Annotated in this window: 15 protein-coding genes, 1 tRNA gene and 1 rRNA gene; 3 read left to right on the forward strand and 14 right to left on the reverse strand. The window is 52.5% G+C overall.

Features of this window, described 5'->3' with window-relative positions; genetic code table 11:
* Positions 1-77 precede the first annotated feature (77 nt).
* A tRNA-Thr gene (locus tag ACOTYH_RS18535) sits at positions 78-153 on the forward strand.
* A gap of 43 nt (positions 154-196) precedes the next feature.
* A 5S ribosomal RNA gene (gene rrf / locus ACOTYH_RS18540) occupies positions 197-312 on the forward strand.
* A 335-nt stretch (positions 313-647) separates the two neighbouring features.
* Here the strand turns inward: rrf and ACOTYH_RS18545 are convergent.
* The 3 genes from ACOTYH_RS18545 to ACOTYH_RS18555 all read right to left on the reverse strand — a co-directional run bounded on the left by ACOTYH_RS18545 (position 648) and on the right by ACOTYH_RS18555 (position 5,381).
* Positions 648-869: a lipoprotein gene (locus ACOTYH_RS18545; RefSeq protein WP_003860364.1), complete on the reverse strand. Its 222-nt coding sequence runs from the start codon at positions 867-869 to the stop codon at positions 648-650.
* A gap of 247 nt (positions 870-1,116) precedes the next feature.
* A complete protein-coding gene (locus tag ACOTYH_RS18550) occupies positions 1,117-4,230 on the reverse strand; it encodes an efflux RND transporter permease subunit (protein WP_045327415.1) in 3,114 nt (1,037 codons plus the stop codon).
* 11 nt (positions 4,231-4,241) lie between these two features.
* Positions 4,242-5,381, reverse strand: a complete 1,140-nt coding sequence (locus ACOTYH_RS18555) for an efflux RND transporter periplasmic adaptor subunit (protein ID WP_015572026.1) — start codon at positions 5,379-5,381, stop codon at positions 4,242-4,244.
* Between the two features lie 396 nt (positions 5,382-5,777).
* On the opposite strand from ACOTYH_RS18555, the gene envR reads away from it, so the two are divergent.
* Positions 5,778-6,425, forward strand: coding sequence for an acrEF/envCD operon transcriptional regulator (envR, locus tag ACOTYH_RS18560; RefSeq protein ID WP_015572025.1), 648 nt, complete (start codon positions 5,778-5,780; stop codon positions 6,423-6,425).
* Here the strand turns inward: envR and ACOTYH_RS18565 are convergent.
* The 11 genes from ACOTYH_RS18565 to aroQ form a co-directional block, all read right to left on the reverse strand.
* A complete protein-coding gene (locus tag ACOTYH_RS18565; protein WP_058689661.1) occupies positions 6,420-8,504 on the reverse strand; it encodes a putative bifunctional diguanylate cyclase/phosphodiesterase in 2,085 nt (694 codons plus the stop codon). The genes envR and ACOTYH_RS18565 overlap by 6 nt on opposite strands.
* Before the next feature lie 140 nt (positions 8,505-8,644).
* Positions 8,645-8,809 carry a DUF2556 family protein gene (locus tag ACOTYH_RS18570; RefSeq protein WP_003860373.1) on the reverse strand — a complete coding sequence of 55 codons (165 nt, stop codon included), beginning with the start codon at positions 8,807-8,809 and terminating at the stop codon, positions 8,645-8,647.
* 178 nt (positions 8,810-8,987) lie between these two features.
* Positions 8,988-9,284, reverse strand: coding sequence for a DNA-binding transcriptional regulator Fis (gene fis, locus ACOTYH_RS18575; protein ID WP_000462905.1), 297 nt, complete (start codon positions 9,282-9,284; stop codon positions 8,988-8,990).
* 23 nt (positions 9,285-9,307) lie between these two features.
* A complete protein-coding gene (gene dusB, locus ACOTYH_RS18580; protein ID WP_006812176.1) occupies positions 9,308-10,273 on the reverse strand; it encodes a tRNA dihydrouridine synthase DusB in 966 nt (321 codons plus the stop codon).
* A gap of 330 nt (positions 10,274-10,603) precedes the next feature.
* Positions 10,604-11,344, reverse strand: a complete 741-nt coding sequence (locus tag ACOTYH_RS18585; RefSeq protein WP_045340025.1) for a carbonic anhydrase — start codon at positions 11,342-11,344, stop codon at positions 10,604-10,606.
* 137 nt (positions 11,345-11,481) lie between these two features.
* Positions 11,482-12,363, reverse strand: coding sequence for a 50S ribosomal protein L11 methyltransferase (prmA, locus tag ACOTYH_RS18590; RefSeq protein WP_015572021.1), 882 nt, complete (start codon positions 12,361-12,363; stop codon positions 11,482-11,484).
* 11 nt (positions 12,364-12,374) lie between these two features.
* Positions 12,375-13,826, reverse strand: a complete 1,452-nt coding sequence (gene panF, locus ACOTYH_RS18595; protein ID WP_017693892.1) for a sodium/pantothenate symporter — start codon at positions 13,824-13,826, stop codon at positions 12,375-12,377.
* Entirely contained in the window at positions 13,816-14,058 is a 243-nt protein-coding gene (locus ACOTYH_RS18600) for a YhdT family protein (protein ID WP_003860385.1), read from the reverse strand. Before ACOTYH_RS18600 ends, panF begins: the two co-directional genes overlap by 11 nt.
* 108 nt (positions 14,059-14,166) lie before the next feature.
* Positions 14,167-15,516, reverse strand: a complete 1,350-nt coding sequence (gene accC / locus ACOTYH_RS18605) for an acetyl-CoA carboxylase biotin carboxylase subunit (RefSeq protein ID WP_003860388.1) — start codon at positions 15,514-15,516, stop codon at positions 14,167-14,169.
* A gap of 10 nt (positions 15,517-15,526) precedes the next feature.
* On the reverse strand, positions 15,527-15,991 hold the full coding sequence (gene accB, locus ACOTYH_RS18610) for an acetyl-CoA carboxylase biotin carboxyl carrier protein (RefSeq protein ID WP_015572018.1): 465 nt from the start codon (positions 15,989-15,991) through the stop codon (positions 15,527-15,529).
* Between the two features lie 21 nt (positions 15,992-16,012).
* Complete coding sequence (gene aroQ / locus ACOTYH_RS18615; protein WP_015572017.1) at positions 16,013-16,465, reverse strand: type II 3-dehydroquinate dehydratase; 453 nt, start codon at positions 16,463-16,465, stop codon at positions 16,013-16,015.
* Positions 16,466-16,612: the final 147 nt, after the last annotated feature.

The raw sequence follows: 16,612 nt of genomic DNA on the forward strand, positions 1-16,612 counted from the left end.
GAAACGCCGTAGCGCCGATGGTAGTGTGGGGTCTCCCCATGTGAGAGTAGGGAACTGCCAGGCATCAAATTTAGCGTGCTGATATGGCTCAGTTGGTAGAGCGCACCCTTGGTAAGGGTGAGGTCCCCAGTTCGACTCTGGGTATCAGCACCACTTTATACTTAGGTTAAAGTTCGGCAAGAAGTAAAAGAATTTGTCTGGCGGCTTTAGCGCGGTGGTCCCACCTGACCCCATGCCGAACTCAGAAGTGAAACGCCGTAGCGCCGATGGTAGTGTGGGGTCTCCCCATGTGAGAGTAGGGAACTGCCAGACATCAAACAAGTAGAAAGGCCATCCGAAAGGATGGCCTTTTTGCGTTATCGCTCTAGCCAAACCAATTCCCTCATTCGATATTCCTACTGTCGCCATTAATACCTTACGGACGTATTAAAGCGTTTTACCCTACTGAAACTGAAGTTGTGGAATGCATTATGCTGGCTCGCAGCAGCGTTAAATCAATTAAATGTTATGTACAGGTATGGGGTATAGCGGGGAGTAAGGTAGCGTATTGAATTTAATTAATATCTGATGCTATTCGTGATGAGGAATATACGTTCCTTATATCAGGGAAAAATAAAAGCGCGGCGATGGCCGCGCTTTTAGAAGCCTTATTTAGTCAGGGCGACAATACCGAGTGTCAGGCCAGCGATTGCCGCGGCGCCACCAGCAATCGCACCTGCTGTTTCCCAGTTATCCTGGGTAGTGCCCTTCATACAGGTATTGGTGTGAACCAGTCGCCCCTGATCGTCGTATACCGGTACACATGGAGAGTCGTGCGCGCAACCAGCAAGCAGCGCAGCGAGAAGTGCAACGGAAAGGAATCTTTTCATGATGTTACCTCAATATGATCGCTTATTCGCTAAAGAGCCGATACAGCAATTAACGAACTGATGATTATTTTACCACCGCACTAATACCATGCAGCACGGGGAATAATCTCAATTTGTGTGGATTGTAAAAATTATGAAGAAAAAGCGCGGGCACTGATTATTAATGGAGGAAATGTGAAGAGGGGATGTGTTTTTACATTGTTTTCAGGAAATAAAAAAGGCACCAGAGGTGCCTTTATGATTTTCATTAATCCTTGTGCTTTGTAAACCGTCTCCGGACAACCACAAAGAAAACAGGAACAAAGAAAATGGCCAACAGGGTGGCTGACAGCATCCCGCCCATCACGCCCGTCCCGACCGCATTTTGTGCCCCACTACCTGCACCGCTGCTGATGACCAGAGGCATAACACCAAGGATGAATGCCAGGGAAGTCATCAGGATAGGACGCAGACGCATACGCGAGGCTTCAAGCGTGGCTTCGATAATCCCTTTGCCTTCTTTATCCATGAGATCCTTGGCGAACTCAACGATCAGTATGGCGTTCTTGGCTGATAAACCAATTGTCGTAAGTAGACCAACCTGGAAGTAAACGTCATTGTTCAGCCCTCGCATTGATGCAGCCAGAAGCGCGCCGATCACCCCCAGCGGCACAACCAGCATGACCGAGAAGGGAATTGACCAACTTTCATAGAGGGCCGCCAGACACAGGAACACCACAATCAGTGAAATGGCGTACAGCGCCGGAGCCTGATTCCCGGAAAGTCGTTCCTGATAAGACATCCCCGTCCAGTCGTAGCCGATGCCGGAAGGCAGTTTTGACGCAAGGCTTTCCATCAACGCCATTGCCTCACCGGTACTTTTGCCAGGGGCAGACTCACCGAGGATCTCCATTGATGGCATCCCATTGTAACGTTCCAGACGTGGTGAACCGTACACCCAGTGAGAGCTGCTAAAGGCAGAGAAAGGCACCATTTCGCCGTTAGCGCTACGCACATACAGGCCGTTAATGTCTCCTGGTAGCATACGGAAGCGAGCATCAGCCTGGACATAAACTTTTTTCACCCGTCCGTGATCGATAAAGTCGTTCACATAGGTGCCACCCAGCGCTGTTGAAATCGTCTGATTGACGTCAGACACGCTCACACCCAGCGCCTGTGCCTTCTCCTGATCGACGTCCAGCTTGAACTGTGGCGTATCTTCCAGTCCGTTAGGACGCACGCGAACCAGTAAGTCAGGATGTTCTCTCACCATGCCCAGCAGCTGGTTACGCGCCTGGGTTAACTGCGTATGCCCCAGGTTTGCCTGGTCAATCAATTCAAAGTCAAAGCCTGTTGCGGTACCCAGTTCAATAATGGCAGGCAGGTTAAACGGAAATACAAGACCGTCTTTGATCTGGCTGAACGCTTTCGTCGCGCGGCTGACAATCGCCTCAACGCCGTTTTCCTTGCCCGGACGTTCTTCCCATGGCTTCAGGCTGACGAAAGCGATACCGGAGTTCTGCCCCTGTCCGCTAAAGCTAAAACCGTTTACGGTAAAGACCGATTCAACGTTCGCTTTCTCTTTCGTCAGGTAATAATCCTGAACCTGATCGAGTACCTGCTGAGTACGCATTTGCGTCGCCCCTGCCGGCAACTGAACCATCGTCATAAACACCCCCTGATCCTCTTCCGGCAGGAAGGAGGAAGGCAGGCGCAGGAACAGAACTGCCATGCCGCCGACGATGACGACGTAAACCAGCAGATAGCGGCCGGTCTTACGTAAAATGCCGCTCACGCTGTTGCTGTAATGCTCCACACTTTTATCAAAGAGCGCGTTAAACCAGCCGAAGAAACCACCTTTCTTTTCATGATGTTCGCTGGAAACCGGTTTGAGCAGCGTTGCACAAAGAGCAGGCGTTAATATCAACGCCACCAGTACCGACAAGGCCATCGCGGAGACAATGGTCAGCGAGAACTGGCGATAGATAGCCCCGGTTGAACCACCAAAGAATGCCATCGGGATAAATACCGCCGAAAGCACCATGGCAATGCCCACCAGGGCGCCCTGGATTTGCTCCATCGACTTCTGCGTCGCCTCTTTTGGCGGCAGCTTGTCCTCAACCATGACGCGTTCTACGTTCTCGACCACCACGATGGCGTCATCGACGAGCAGACCTATCGCCAATACCATCCCGAACATCGTCAGGGTGTTAATGGAGAACCCGAACGCAGCCAGTACCGCAAAGGTGCCCAGTAACACCACGGGCACGGCGATAGTCGGAATAAGTGTTGCCCGCAGGTTTTGCAGGAACAAGTACATCACCAGGAACACGAGAACAATCGCTTCAAACAGCGTCTTCACCACTTCATGGATTGAGATCTTCACGAAAGGTGTGGTGTCGTACGGATACACGACTTTCAGGCCCTGAGGGAAGAAGGGCTGCAACTGCGCCAGTTTACTCTTGATGGCGGCAGCGGTATCCAGCGCGTTTGCGCCAGTCGCCAGCTTGATCCCCAGCCCCGTTGCTGCCTGGCCATTGATTTTGGTGACCATGTTGTAGTTTTCGCCACCCAGCTCAATGCGGGCCACATCTTTCAGGTGGACCATCGAACCGTCCTGGTTCACCTTCAGCGTCACACGACCAAACTCCTCCGGCGATTTCAGACGCGTTTGAGCAATAATTGAGGCGTTCAGTTGCTGCCCAGGTACGGACGGTGTTCCGCCCAACTGGCCCGCAGCAATCTGGTCGTTCTGCGTTTTTAGCTGGTTAATGATATCCAGCGGCGTGAGCTGATATTTGTTCATCGCGTTGCTGTCCAGCCAGATGCGCATTGCATACTGGGCACCGAACAGCTGCACGTCACCGACGCCGGAAGTACGGCTGATCGCATCTTTTACATTAGAAGCGACATAGTCGGAGATATCATCCTGCGTGAGGTTTTTATTGTCCGACACAAAGCCTGCAACCAGCAGGAAGCTGCTGCTGGATTTCTCCACGCCGATCCCCTGCTGCTGCACTTCTTGTGGCAGCAGCGGCATGGCGAGCTGGAGTTTGTTCTGAACCTGCACCTGCGCAATATCAGGATCTGTACCCGACTCGAACGTCAGCGTAATGGTGACGTTACCAGCGGAATCACTGGTGGACGACATGTACATCAAATTATCGATACCGTTCATGTTCTGTTCGATAACCTGAGTGACGGTGTCCTGTACCGTCTGGGCATCAGCGCCCGGGTAGGTTGCTGTCACCGCAACCGCCGGCGGCGCAATGGTCGGATATTGCGCGACCGGTAGTTTTAAAATGGCCAGCCCGCCCGCAATCATCAGAATGATGGCGAGTACCCAGGCGAAAACAGGCCGTTGAATAAAGAAATTAGCCATGTCGTTATTCCTTAACTGGCTGGAGTCGCTGCGGTATCAGGAATAGCCACGACGGTGACGCCAGGGCGAACTTTTTGCAGGCCGCTGATAATGACGCGGTCGCCGTTTTTGAGGCCTTCCGTGATCAGCCAGCGATCGCCAATCGCCTGCGGTGCAACGACAGTGCGTGATTCCACCTGGTTTTTCTCATTTACCACAAGCACGGTGGCATCTCCGCGTGGTGTACGGGTTACTCCCTGCTGGGGAACCAGTATGGCATCAGGTTGCGTACCTTCATCGATGCGCGCACGGACAAACATACCCGGTAACAGCATATGCTGTGGGTTAGGGAAGAGGGCGCGAAGGGTGATTGAGCCGGTACTTTCATCTACCGTGACATCAGAGAACTGGAGCGTTCCTTTCAGCGGATAAGGCTGGCCATTTTCCATCAGCAACTCGACGCTGCTGGTGTCTCCCTTTTGCAGGCTCGTCTGCTGCTTCAGGCGCATAAAATCGCTGCTGGATTGCGTCACATCGACATAAATGGGATCGAGTTGCTGAACCGTCGCCAGTGCAGTTGCCTGGCCATTAGTGACTAACGCCCCTTCGGTAACGCTGGATTTACCTATACGCCCGTTGATTGGGGATGTGACTTTCGTATAGGCCAGGTTGATCCGCGCGCTTTCAACGCCAGCCTTCGCGGCAACCACGCTCGCATCCGCCTGCTGGGCAGTTGCCACCGCCTGATCGTACTCCTGCTTGCTCACATATTGCGTACCAACCAGCGGAACGTAACGTTTCACCGTCAGATGGGCGATATTCGCCGCCGCCTGTGCTTTTACCAGTTCACCTTTCGCATTGTCGTAGGCTGCCTGATAGGTGGCCGGATCGATCTGATAAAGGGATTCACCCGCTTTAACGTCGCTGCCTTCGGTAAAATTACGGTGCAGAATGATACCACTTACCTGAGGACGAACCTCCGCAACACGATACGCGTCAGTTCTGCCGGGCAATTCTGTCGTTACGGCCAGTGGCGCGCTTTTAACAATATGAACACTGACCTGAGGAGCTTGCGCATGCTGCTGTGGGTTTTCTTGCCCATCGCACCCGGTGAGCAGCGCGGCACAGACAATGAAACCGGATAAGGGTAAGCATCTGAAGTGATTCGTCATTACTGTTCCTTAAACTACCCTTGAGCCGATATTTGCCATGAATCGGTGAAAGGGTGTGAGGCAAAAAATAGAAATGTAGCCGCGTATAATAATGAGGGTGTTTAATGTTTTTTAATTTATAAGTGCTGATGGAGCTTTTAAAAGTAAAAATCGGAATCTGACACAGTGCATTCGGTATTCTTTTTCTGTCAGGATAATCAACGAAATGTTTTCGGTGAATGCTATTCATATATTTTATGAATTTTATGTATTCGATTTATTCACGTGAATTATAAATTAAATGAATTGACTTTTTTTGTGCAAAATCAACACGGGTTTTGGTTAATACTTTGACTACACGACCACGGCAATATCCTTTGATAACGTATCAATTTTATGAGTAATGAGTAGCAGGTTATGGCGCGCAAAAAAAAAGAAGAGGCTCAAAAGACCCGCCAGCAGCTGATTGAAGCCGCTATCGGGCTATTCGCGACGCGTGGCGTATCCAGCACCACGCTTACCGACATCGCCGATGCTGCTCAACTCACTCGCGGGGCGGTTTACTGGCATTTCTCGAGTAAAGCGGAAATATTTAATGCAATATGGGATCAGCAATTGCCGATGCGTGAGATGATTCGTGACAGGTTAATACTTTCCGAAAATGACGACCCTTTGTTAATGCTTCGTGAACAATTTATTGTCGCACTGCAATATATTGCGAGCGAGCCGCGGCAATATGCGCTTTTACAAATTTTGTATCATAAGTGTGAATTTCATGACGATGTGATTTCAGAATGTGAAATACGAAAGCGGATCGGTTTAAACGATGATTATCTTCGCAAGACGCTAAAGCGATGCATTGCTCGTAACGTTATCTCTTCGCAAACCAATATTGAACTGGCGCTGATTGTTTTCCACGCCTTTTTTAGCGGTGTCATTAAAAACTGGTTAATGGATAGCAACAATTTTAATCTGTACAAACAAGCACCGGCGCTGGTGGATAATATTCTGGCGACACTAAATATCACCCGAGTGGCGCCAGTGGTTTACGATACAGCCTCATGACCGCGTCCGGGGTAGCGACATCTCCCCGTGCTGGCACTGTTCCATAATAGCTTGCGCGGTAATCGGTTTGCCCAGCAGGTAACCCTGTAGCGTATTGCATCCCAGTTCTGTCAGAAAGGTTTGCTGCGCTGCGGTTTCGACCCCTTCCGCCACGACCTTCAGATTCAGCGTTTTTGCCAGGGCGACAATCGCCGAGACAATCGTCGCATCTTCGCTCTCACCACTTAACTCTTTCACAAAAGCACGATCGATTTTCAACTCGCAGGCGGGGAGTCGCTTAAGATACAGAAGGCTTGAGTAACCGGTGCCAAAATCGTCTATCGAGGCTTTTACTCCCGCATCCGTCAGCGCTGTCAGGACACGCACGCTTTCGTCCGGATTGTTCATTGCCGTGGTTTCGGTCACCTCCAGGATCAACATGCCGGGCGGTACGCTATGGCGCGTCAGACAATCGAGAACTGTTTTAACCAGCGACGGCTGTTCGAACTGCAATGTAGAAAGATTCACCGCCATTGACCAGTCCGTGTGGCCCTGAAGATGCCATTCATGCAGCTGGCGGCAGGCCTCGTCGATTACCCAGTTTCCAATCGGAATAATCAGCCCCGTTTTCTCTGCCAGCGGTAGAAACAGGTCAGGGGAGAGTAACCCCTGTTTGGGATGCTGCCAGCGTAACAGCGCTTCGAACCCGAGGACTGGCCCGGCAGGAGCGTGGAATTTAGGTTGATAAAGCAGGCGTAACTCATTACGGTCGATGGCTTGCCACAGATCATTCATCAGCTGAAGATGCGTCTGCGCCAGCGTATTCATTGACGGCTGGAAGAAGTGATAGCCGTTACGACCCATATGTTTCGTGTGGTACATCGCAGCATCAGCGTTAAACATCAGTTCACGATCGGTTTTTCCATCGTGTGGATAGAGCGCAATGCCAATGCTCAGGGTGACCATCAGTTCATAAGGATCGAGATGGAACGGGCTATCAATGACGCGCACCAGTGAATTTGCCAGTGAGGCAGCATCATCCGGAGTGGCGGTTTCGGCCAGCAGGACGAATTCATCCCCACCGATACGCGCCAGCGTGTACTGGCCTTTCAACTGCAACAGCAAACGCTGAGTCACCGCTACCAGAAGCTTGTCACCGACATCATGACCATAGGCATCGTTGACGGTTTTAAAGCCGTCGAGATCCATAAACATCAGCGCGAAAGGGCTTCCTTCGCGATCGGCCTTGCTGATGGCCTGATCGAGGCGATCCTCAAGCAGAATACGATTGGGTAATCGCGTCAGCGTATCATGCAACGCCAGCTGTGCGAGTTCACGGTTCGCTTCTGCCAGTGATGAGGCCAGCAGCGAGGTACGAGCCTGAAGGCGGGCATCGAACATCGACACCAGCAGCGTAATCCCCAGAATAGCGAGCGCGACCACGCTAACCAGTATCGCCAGCCAGCTCCCGTTAATGCCATGATGGTGGACCATCGTCGACATCGGAAATTGTGCTGCTTCCATGCCAGCGTAATGCATGCCAGCGATAGCGATGCCCATGGTGATCGCCGCCCCCAGCCGCATCAACGCCATTCGTGCAGCTTCCTGACGTAAACGGAACGTCAGCCAAAGAGCGGCCAGTGAAGCGGCAAGGGCAATGACCACAGAGATAGCCACCCACGTTTTATCCCAGACAATACCCGGTGTGACCTCCAGGGCAGCCATACCGGTGTAGTGCATGGCAACAATGCCCGTTCCCATCACGACGGCGCCAGGCAGTAACCGACGCAAACGTAGCTGCTCGCCGCTAACGAGCCACAGGGCGAACATTGACGAGCTGATGGAGATAACCATCGAAAGCACGGTCAGGGCCGCGTTGTAACTCATGCTCATGGAAAGATCCATCGCCAGCATACCGATGAAATGCATCGCCCACACGCCAATCCCCATCGAAACACCGCCACCTGCCAGCCAGACGCGTGCAGCGACGCCCTGGCTTCCGGCAACGCGCGCAGCCATATTCAGCGCGGTGTAGGCGGCAAGAATGGCAACGATAAAGGAGATGACTACGAGGATTTGGTTGTATTGGCTAACCAGCATGGTCTGTTCACTCGTTGTGAGACGTTAAGCAAGAGCGGTTGGAAAGGGCACAGACATTATCATCGTCAGGAAATGACGAAAAGTGATTTAAATCCCTGTTTTTATTAGGTGTTAACAGGGGTTTTACAGGATGGAAGCGGTTAGTCCAGCTCTGAGCAGTTGACCAGTTTAAGCGGGTTCACGGAATTCATATTGCGACATTTATCGGTTTCGGTGCTCATCAGTTCAATCCACTGCATCAGCAGCGCATCAAAAATGAAAACAGAGACAGCAAAAACGACCAGCCACCAGTATTTACGAATCATGTGTCATTCCGTGAAAAGAGAGCCTGTAAGTTGCTGGAAATATACACGAAAAGCGGGCGTTGAAAAGTGGGGAAAGAGAAGGTTTACAAAGCATTGACGGTTGCCCGTCCGGACGATAAAAAAGGCGCTTCCCCATGCCGAAGAGCGCCTTTTTAAACAAGCAGTTAGCTAATCGAAATTAGTTCATGCCGTATTTTTTCAGTTTCTTACGCAGGGTACCACGGTTGATGCCCATCATCAGGGCAGCGCGGGTTTGATTACCACGGGTGTATTGCATCACCATGTCCAACAGTGGCTGTTCAACTTCAGCCAGTACCAGCTCATACAGGTCATTAACATCCTGACCGTTCAGTTGAGCAAAATAGTTCTTCAGTGCCTGTTTAACCGAGTCACGCAGGGGCTTTTGAGTCACCTGATCCTGAGAGTTAACGGTAGAAACGGTCAGTACGTCAGAATTTACGCGTTGTTCGAACATAGTTCTGTCAGCTCTTTATTTCATTACGCAAGATTTTCGAAGTATGCCTCCAACGCCTCCAGCTGTTCGCTGGCATCCTCAATGGCGTTGAATGTGCGCCGAAACTGGTCATTTGGAGCGTGCTCCTGGAGATACCAGGAGACGTGTTTACGCGCAATTCGGTACCCTTTTGCCTGGCCGTAGTGGTCATGCAATTCCCGAACATGCGAACAAAGCAAGCGCTTGACCTCTGCCAGAGGCAGCGGGGCAAGCAGCTCCCCAGTGTCCAGATAATGCTGGATTTCCCGAAAGATCCAGGGTCTTCCCTGAGCGGCACGTCCTATCATCAGAGCATCAGCTCCCGTATAGTCGAGCACAGCTCTGGCTTTAAGCGGGTCAGTAATGTCGCCATTCGCGATAATCGGAATGGAAACTTTCTGCTTAACTGCCCGAATGCTGTCGTATTCAGCTTCACCGTTGAACAAACAGGCGCGAGTGCGTCCATGAATGGTCAGGGCCTGAATGCCACAGTCTTCGGCCAGTTGGGCAATCTCTACGCAGTTACGGTGTTCCGGCGACCAACCCGTGCGAATCTTCAACGTAACAGGAACGTCCACTGCGCTGACAACCGCCGTCAGGATTGACTTCACCTGGTCGGGGTATTGCAGAAGGGCTGAACCTGCAAGCTTGCGATTCACCTTTTTGGCCGGGCAACCCATATTGATATCAATAATCTGGGCGCCACTTTCCACGTTAATACGCGCGGCATCTGCCATCTCTTCAGGCACGCTTCCGGCAATTTGCACGGTGCGGATACCTGGTTCATCCACGTGCACCATCCGAAGGCGGGACTTATCGCTTTCCCAAACCTGCGGGTTAGACGACATCATCTCGGAAACGGTTAATCCTGCTCCCATCTCGTAGCACAGCGTCCTGAACGGCCGGTCGGTAATACCTGCCATTGGGGCTGCGATCAGGCGATTTCTGAGCTGGTGGTGTCCGATGCGCATGAGTTAAGAAATGACCATACTGTGACTGCAAGGCGGCGTATATTACGCATTTTTTGCACGAGATGAAAGGCCAAACTTTGAACAATCCTCTGTTGTAGATCAAGGAATCGCCAGTCATTCTTTTTGGATAAGATTATTCGCTATTTAAATCATTGTGTTATGAATAAATGAACATTTTGTGGGCGCTTACAATTTCCCGTAACTTCTCATCATTTCTGAATAAATGAATCAATTGTCCGGGATAATCTGCTGCTATAAGCAGCAGATTATGGCGCTTCTTTGCGATCTGCGTCGCATTTCAGCACAGGATATCAGCGTAAAAAAATCGACTTATTCAACAACCAGACGGCCATGAAGCGGTTGAACCGGGCGGCTGTTTTCATGGTGCATGGTGTGAGTGAATTTTTGCAGCTGTTCAGCAGAGACGGTCAGCGGGTGCTTGAGCACCAGCCATGTCACCCCTTCTGAACACGGTGGCGTGGTCAGAGAGCCGCTAAAACGCCAGTAGGTTTTATCCGTGGGCAGTAATTTATTCATATCGAGGGTTGGCTTAATCGTGACGTTCTGGTCAACCTGTCCAGGCATCACGCCCCAGAGTTTATCCAGTTCAGTGTTTGCCGCGCCCTGATCGAACATAACGGCAACGACCGTCAGTTCGCCGTCAGCGTTTTTATGGACCAGATGCATTTCCATTGCGTATTTATTACCGTGCACCGTGTTTTCGGATGGCGCATGGAAATGGAACTGCTGTAACGTCCAGCGCTGTTTATCAAGCGTGATGCTGTCGCGTGTATCGGCATTTTCACTTGCCTGGATAGTATGGCCGTTGTTTGTCAGAATGACCGGGCCGTCGATATAGTGCGTTTCCAGCGGAGAGATGTGGGCTTTGACCGTGTTATCTATGTTGACCGGCGACTGATACATTCCGCTTTTACACGTCTTGTACGCCTCGTCCAGTTCGCCCCAATGTTCCGGTGCGCCTTCTCCCTGATAACTCCAGTGTGATGCGTAAGCCGTAGCCGAAATCATGCTCAGCGCCAGCAGCGCTGCCTTGCCTGAAATGTGTTTCATCATATTCTTCCTGTGAATTTTATTATCCAAATCAACAATTAACATTATGATTTGTGCGGTTATTTTATCGAAGAAAGGAAGAAGGCGGGAGAAAAAACCGAAGGGAAAAGGCGTGGTCAGACGACCACGCCAAACGCTTATTTTTTACGGCCGGTGATGCGACACCACTCTTCTTTTTCGACCACCGGGTCGAGCGCGAAGAGATCGGCGTAGGCTTCACAGACGCTGTCTGCCTGGCTGGCAAGGATACCGGACAGGCCCAGCAGACCGCCTTCAACCGGCAGCACGCTGATTAACGGCGCCAGCTCGCGTAACGGGCCAGCCAGGATATTCGCGACCACAACATCGGCTTTCATCGCCTCTGGCTGTGCATCGGGCAAATACAGTTCAAGGCGATCGGAAACGCCATTACGCTCGGCGTTATCACGGCTGGCCTGAATCGCCTGCGGATCGATGTCGATCCCGATGGCTTTTGCCGCGCCCAGTTTCAGCGCCGCGATAGCAAGGATCCCGGATCCGCAACCGAAGTCGATCACGGTTTTGCCTTCCAGATCCAGGCCATCCAGCCATTGCAGGCACAGGGAGGTTGTCGGGTGGGTGCCGGTGCCGAACGCCAGACCCGGATCCAGCATCACGTTGACGGCGTTTTTATCGGGAACTTCACGCCAGCTTGGGCAGATCCACAGACGCTGACCAAACTGCATCGGATGGAAGTTGTCCATCCACTCGCGTTCCCAGTCTTTGTCTTCCAGCTGTTCAATTTTATGCGCGAAACCCACGCCCAGCAGCGGATGGTTTTCCAGAATCGCCACGACCTCTTTCATGTCGGTTTCTGCATCGAACAGGCCGATAACGTCCGTATCACCCCACAGGCGCGTTTCGCCTGGCAGCGGCTCAAAGACCGGCGTGTCATGCGTGTCCTGGAAGGTGATAGAGACCGAACCGGCCTCCATCAGCGCATCACTCAGTTCTTCGGCGTTCGCGCCGGTTGTGTTCAGTTTTAATTGGATCCACGGCATGGCAAAACTCTTTATTTGTCAGTAGAAATCAGGACAGTTTGTGGCACCGGTCGACCAAAACGGTTTCCCACCACAAACGCCAGTAAACTTACCAGTAACGAAGGCACGATCGGATGGAAGCCCAGATACTGAATTTTAAACGTGGCGAGAACAGCATACAGGACGCCCCCGACAATCATGCCGCTTAATGCACCCGCGGCATTCGCGCGTTCCCAGTAGAGCCCCAGCACCAGCGGCCACAGGAAAACGGCCTCCAGCCCACCAAAGGCGAGCAGGTTCAACCAGATGATCATCTCCGGTGGACGCCACGCGGCCAGCAGCAGCAACGCCCCCAGCACCAGGGTAATCACCGCCGACATGCGCTTGAGGCGTCGCTCATTTTCGACCTGTTCAGGGCGCAAATTCAGATAGAGATCTTTAATGATCGTAGCGGAACTTTGCAGCAACTGAGCGTTGATGGTCGACATAATGGCCGCCATGGGGGCGGCGAGGAAAATCCCGGCGGCAAACGGCGGAAGCACTTTCACCATCAGGGTTGGAATGACCAGATCCGGTACGGTAAGGTCAGGGATCACCGCGCGTCCCAGCGCGCCCGCCAGATGCATACCGAACATCAGGATCGCCACCACAATTGTCCCGATAATGATCCCGCGGTGCACCGCTTTGCTGTCTTTATATGAGATGCAGCGCACGGCAGTATGGGGCAGGCCAATCACGCCAAAGCACACCAGTACCCAGAACGAGGTCATAAAGGCTGGAGAGAGGATGTCATCCGCCCCCTGCGGTGAGACCAGTTTCGGATCGATCGCTTCCAGGGTTTCAACCGCATGGCTCAGGCCTCCTGCGGCATGCACGATACCTACCAGCAGAACGAGGGTGCCAATGAGCATCACCATCCCCTGCATCGTGTCGTTGAGTACGCTGGCGCGGAACCCGCCAAACGCGGTATACAGCGCGATACTCACACCGAAAATGACCAGACCTGTTTCATAGGGGATACCGGCTGCCGTCTCCAGCAGACGTGCGCCGCCGATAAACTGCACCGTCATTGCGCCAATAAACGCCACCAGCAGACTCAGGCTTGCCAGCCATACCAGCAAGCGACTCTGATAGCGGGCAAACAGCATATCGTTCAGCGTTACGGCATTGTAGCGACGGGCCAGAATGGCAAACTTTTTACCCAGTATGCCCAGAGAGAGCCAGATGGCAGGCAGCTGGATCATGGCCAGCAGTACCCAGCCCAGCCCGTACTTATAAGCGGCGCCGGGGCCACCGATAAACGAGCTGGCGCTGATGTACGTGGCGGTCAGCGTCATGGCCAGCACGACGCCACCCATTGAGCGGCTCCCGAGGAAATACTCGTTCAGAAAGGTGCCGGTCGAACGTTTACGCATCGCATAAACCGACAGGCCAAACACCAGGAACAGGTAAGCGATAAGGGGCAGAATGACTTCAAGCTGCATCATCGTCCTCCAGTGAAATATCGCGATAGATGAATTTCACCATCGCCCAGCACAGCAGGATAAACACCAGCGGCAGCAGCAGGCAGGCCATTTCAAACCAGTGCGGGAGGCCGGTAATGCCAATCGCCGAATCAGGTAAGTAAGCAGTTACTAACCACGCGGCGAGATAAAGAAGGGTCAGCCACAGCGCCCAGCGCGCTTCTTTATGGGCCTGAACAAAACGTTTGTCCATTTTTTGTCCCTTGTGGATGAAGAAAGCGGGGATTGTACATGATGGGGCTTAGCGATCCCCAGAAATAAAAAAGGCCGGATAATCCGGCCTTTTAGCAACACTGGTCTCTTACTTCTCGTTCAGACCGAGTTTTTTCTCCAGGTAGTGGATGTTAGTCCCACCATTCTGGAAGTGCTCGTCGCTCATAATGCGCATCTGGAGATCAACGTTGGTTTTGATCCCGTCGATGATCAGCTCCTGAAGGGCGTTCTTCATGCGGGCAATGGCCACGTCACGGTTTTCGCCGTAGCAGATCAGCTTACCAATCATTGAGTCATAATACGGCGGTACGGTGTAACCGGCGTAGATATGGGACTCCCAGCGCACACCAAAGCCACCCGGCGCGTGGAAACGCGTAATTTTACCCGGGCTTGGCAGGAAGGTGTTCGGGTCTTCGGCGTTGATACGGCACTCTACCGCATGGCCTTTAACCACAACTTCTTCCTGTTTGATGGACAGCGGCTGACCGGCTGCGATACGCAGCTGTTCTTTGATCAGGTCAACGCCGGTGATCATTTCGGTAACCGGGTGTTCAACCTGAATACGGGTGTTCATCTCGATGAAGTAGAACTCGCCGTTTTCGAACAGGAACTCGAAAGTACCCGCCCCGCGATAGCCGATATCGACACACGCTTTGGCGCAACGCTCGCCGATGTAGCGACGCAGTTCCGGCGTAATGCCCGGCGCTGGCGCTTCTTCGACCACTTTCTGGTGACGACGCTGCATGGAGCAGTCACGTTCTGCCAGATAGATCGCGTTGCCCTGACCGTCAGCCAGCACCTGAATTTCGATGTGGCGTGGGTTTTCCAGGTATTTTTCCATATACACCATGTCATTGCTGAAAGCCGCTTTCGCTTCCGCTTTGGTCATGGAGATGGACTGCGCCAGTTCAGCATCGCTGCGTACAACGCGCATACCGCGACCGCCGCCGCCGCCGGACGCTTTGATGATCACCGGATAGCCAATGCGTTTAGCATGGGCGCGGTTAGCATCCATATCGTCGGTCAGCGGGCCGTCAGAGCCCGGTACGGTTGGCACGCCGGCTTTTTTCATCGCGGTGATGGCAGACACTTTGTCACCCATCAGGCGAATGGTGTCGGCTTTCGGGCCAATGAAGATAAAGCCAGAGCGTTCAACCTGCTCAGCAAAGTTGGCGTTCTCAGAGAGGAAACCATAACCCGGATGAATCGCGACCGCGCCAGTGATTTCGGCGGCGCTGATGATCGCCGGGATGTTCAGATAGCTTTTTACGGACGGAGCCGGACCGATACAGACCGTCTCATCCGCCAGCAATACGTGTTTTAAATCGCGATCCGCGCTTGAGTGCACGGCCACGGTCTTGATGCCCAGTTCTTTACAGGCACGAAGAATACGCAGTGCAATCTCGCCACGGTTGGCGATAACAATTTTATCCAGCATGTTCGCCTCGTTACTCGATGACGACCAGCGGCTCGTCAAATTCTACCGGCTGACCACTTTCGACCAGGATCGCTTTCACAGTACCTGATTTGTCTGCTTCGATCTGGTTCATCATTTTCATGGCTTCAACGATGCACAGGGTATCGCCTACGTTGACTTTCTGACCCACTTCGATGAACGCCTTCGCGTCCGGGCTCGGGGTGCGGTAGAAAGTACCAACCATTGGGGAACGTACGATGTGACCACTGATTTCTGTTGCAGCCGCAGGTGCCGCTTCTGCTGCCACTGGTGCAACGGCTGCGGAGAGCGCAGGCTGCTGCACTGGCGCAGCGTAAGCTTGCTGCATTACCGGGAAGCTAGCGGCCGGGGCTGCACGGCTGATGCGTACAGACTCTTCGCCTTCAGAAATTTCCAGTTCGGAGATGCCTGATTCTTCAACCAGCTCGATCAGTTTTTTAATCTTACGAATATCCATGAGTGGGTTCCGTACTCTTGTTTAGTGTGATTGTGACAAGCGTTTTACCGCTGTCTGTAAAGCGTATGAATAGCCGTCTGCACCCAGCCCACAAATCACGCCAGCGGCGATATCTGACAGGTAGGAATGGTGGCGGAACGGCTCTCGGGCGTGCACGTTACTCAGGTGGATCTCGATAAACGGGATACTCACCGCGAGCAGTGCGTCGCGTATAGCAACACTGGTGTGCGTAAACGCGGCCGGATTGATCAGGATATAGTCCACAGTGTCTTTAGCCTGATGAATACGGTCGATGATTGCGTACTCCGCGTTTGACTGAAAATGGTCCAAATCCACATTCAGCGGGGCTGCTTCCGTACTCAGACGGTTAACAATTTCGCTCAATGTCAGCGTGCCGTACTTCTCTGGCTCACGGGTGCCGAGCATGTTCAGGTTCGGACCGTTCAATACTAAAATTTGGAATTTGTCAGCCATTGTGCCGCTATCTCCTGCGATTTTCGGGTAAAAAACAACATATACCCTCAAAGCGCAATTGTCACCCTTTCAGAGGCCTAAAACCCCTGTCCGGAAAACCGAAGTCGCACATTATAACGATTTCGTAGCATTTGGCAGCTAAATACT

The sequence above is a fragment of the Enterobacter cloacae complex sp. SHL001 genome (assembly GCF_049236825.1).
Classification (GTDB): domain Bacteria; phylum Pseudomonadota; class Gammaproteobacteria; order Enterobacterales; family Enterobacteriaceae; genus Enterobacter; species Enterobacter hormaechei_C.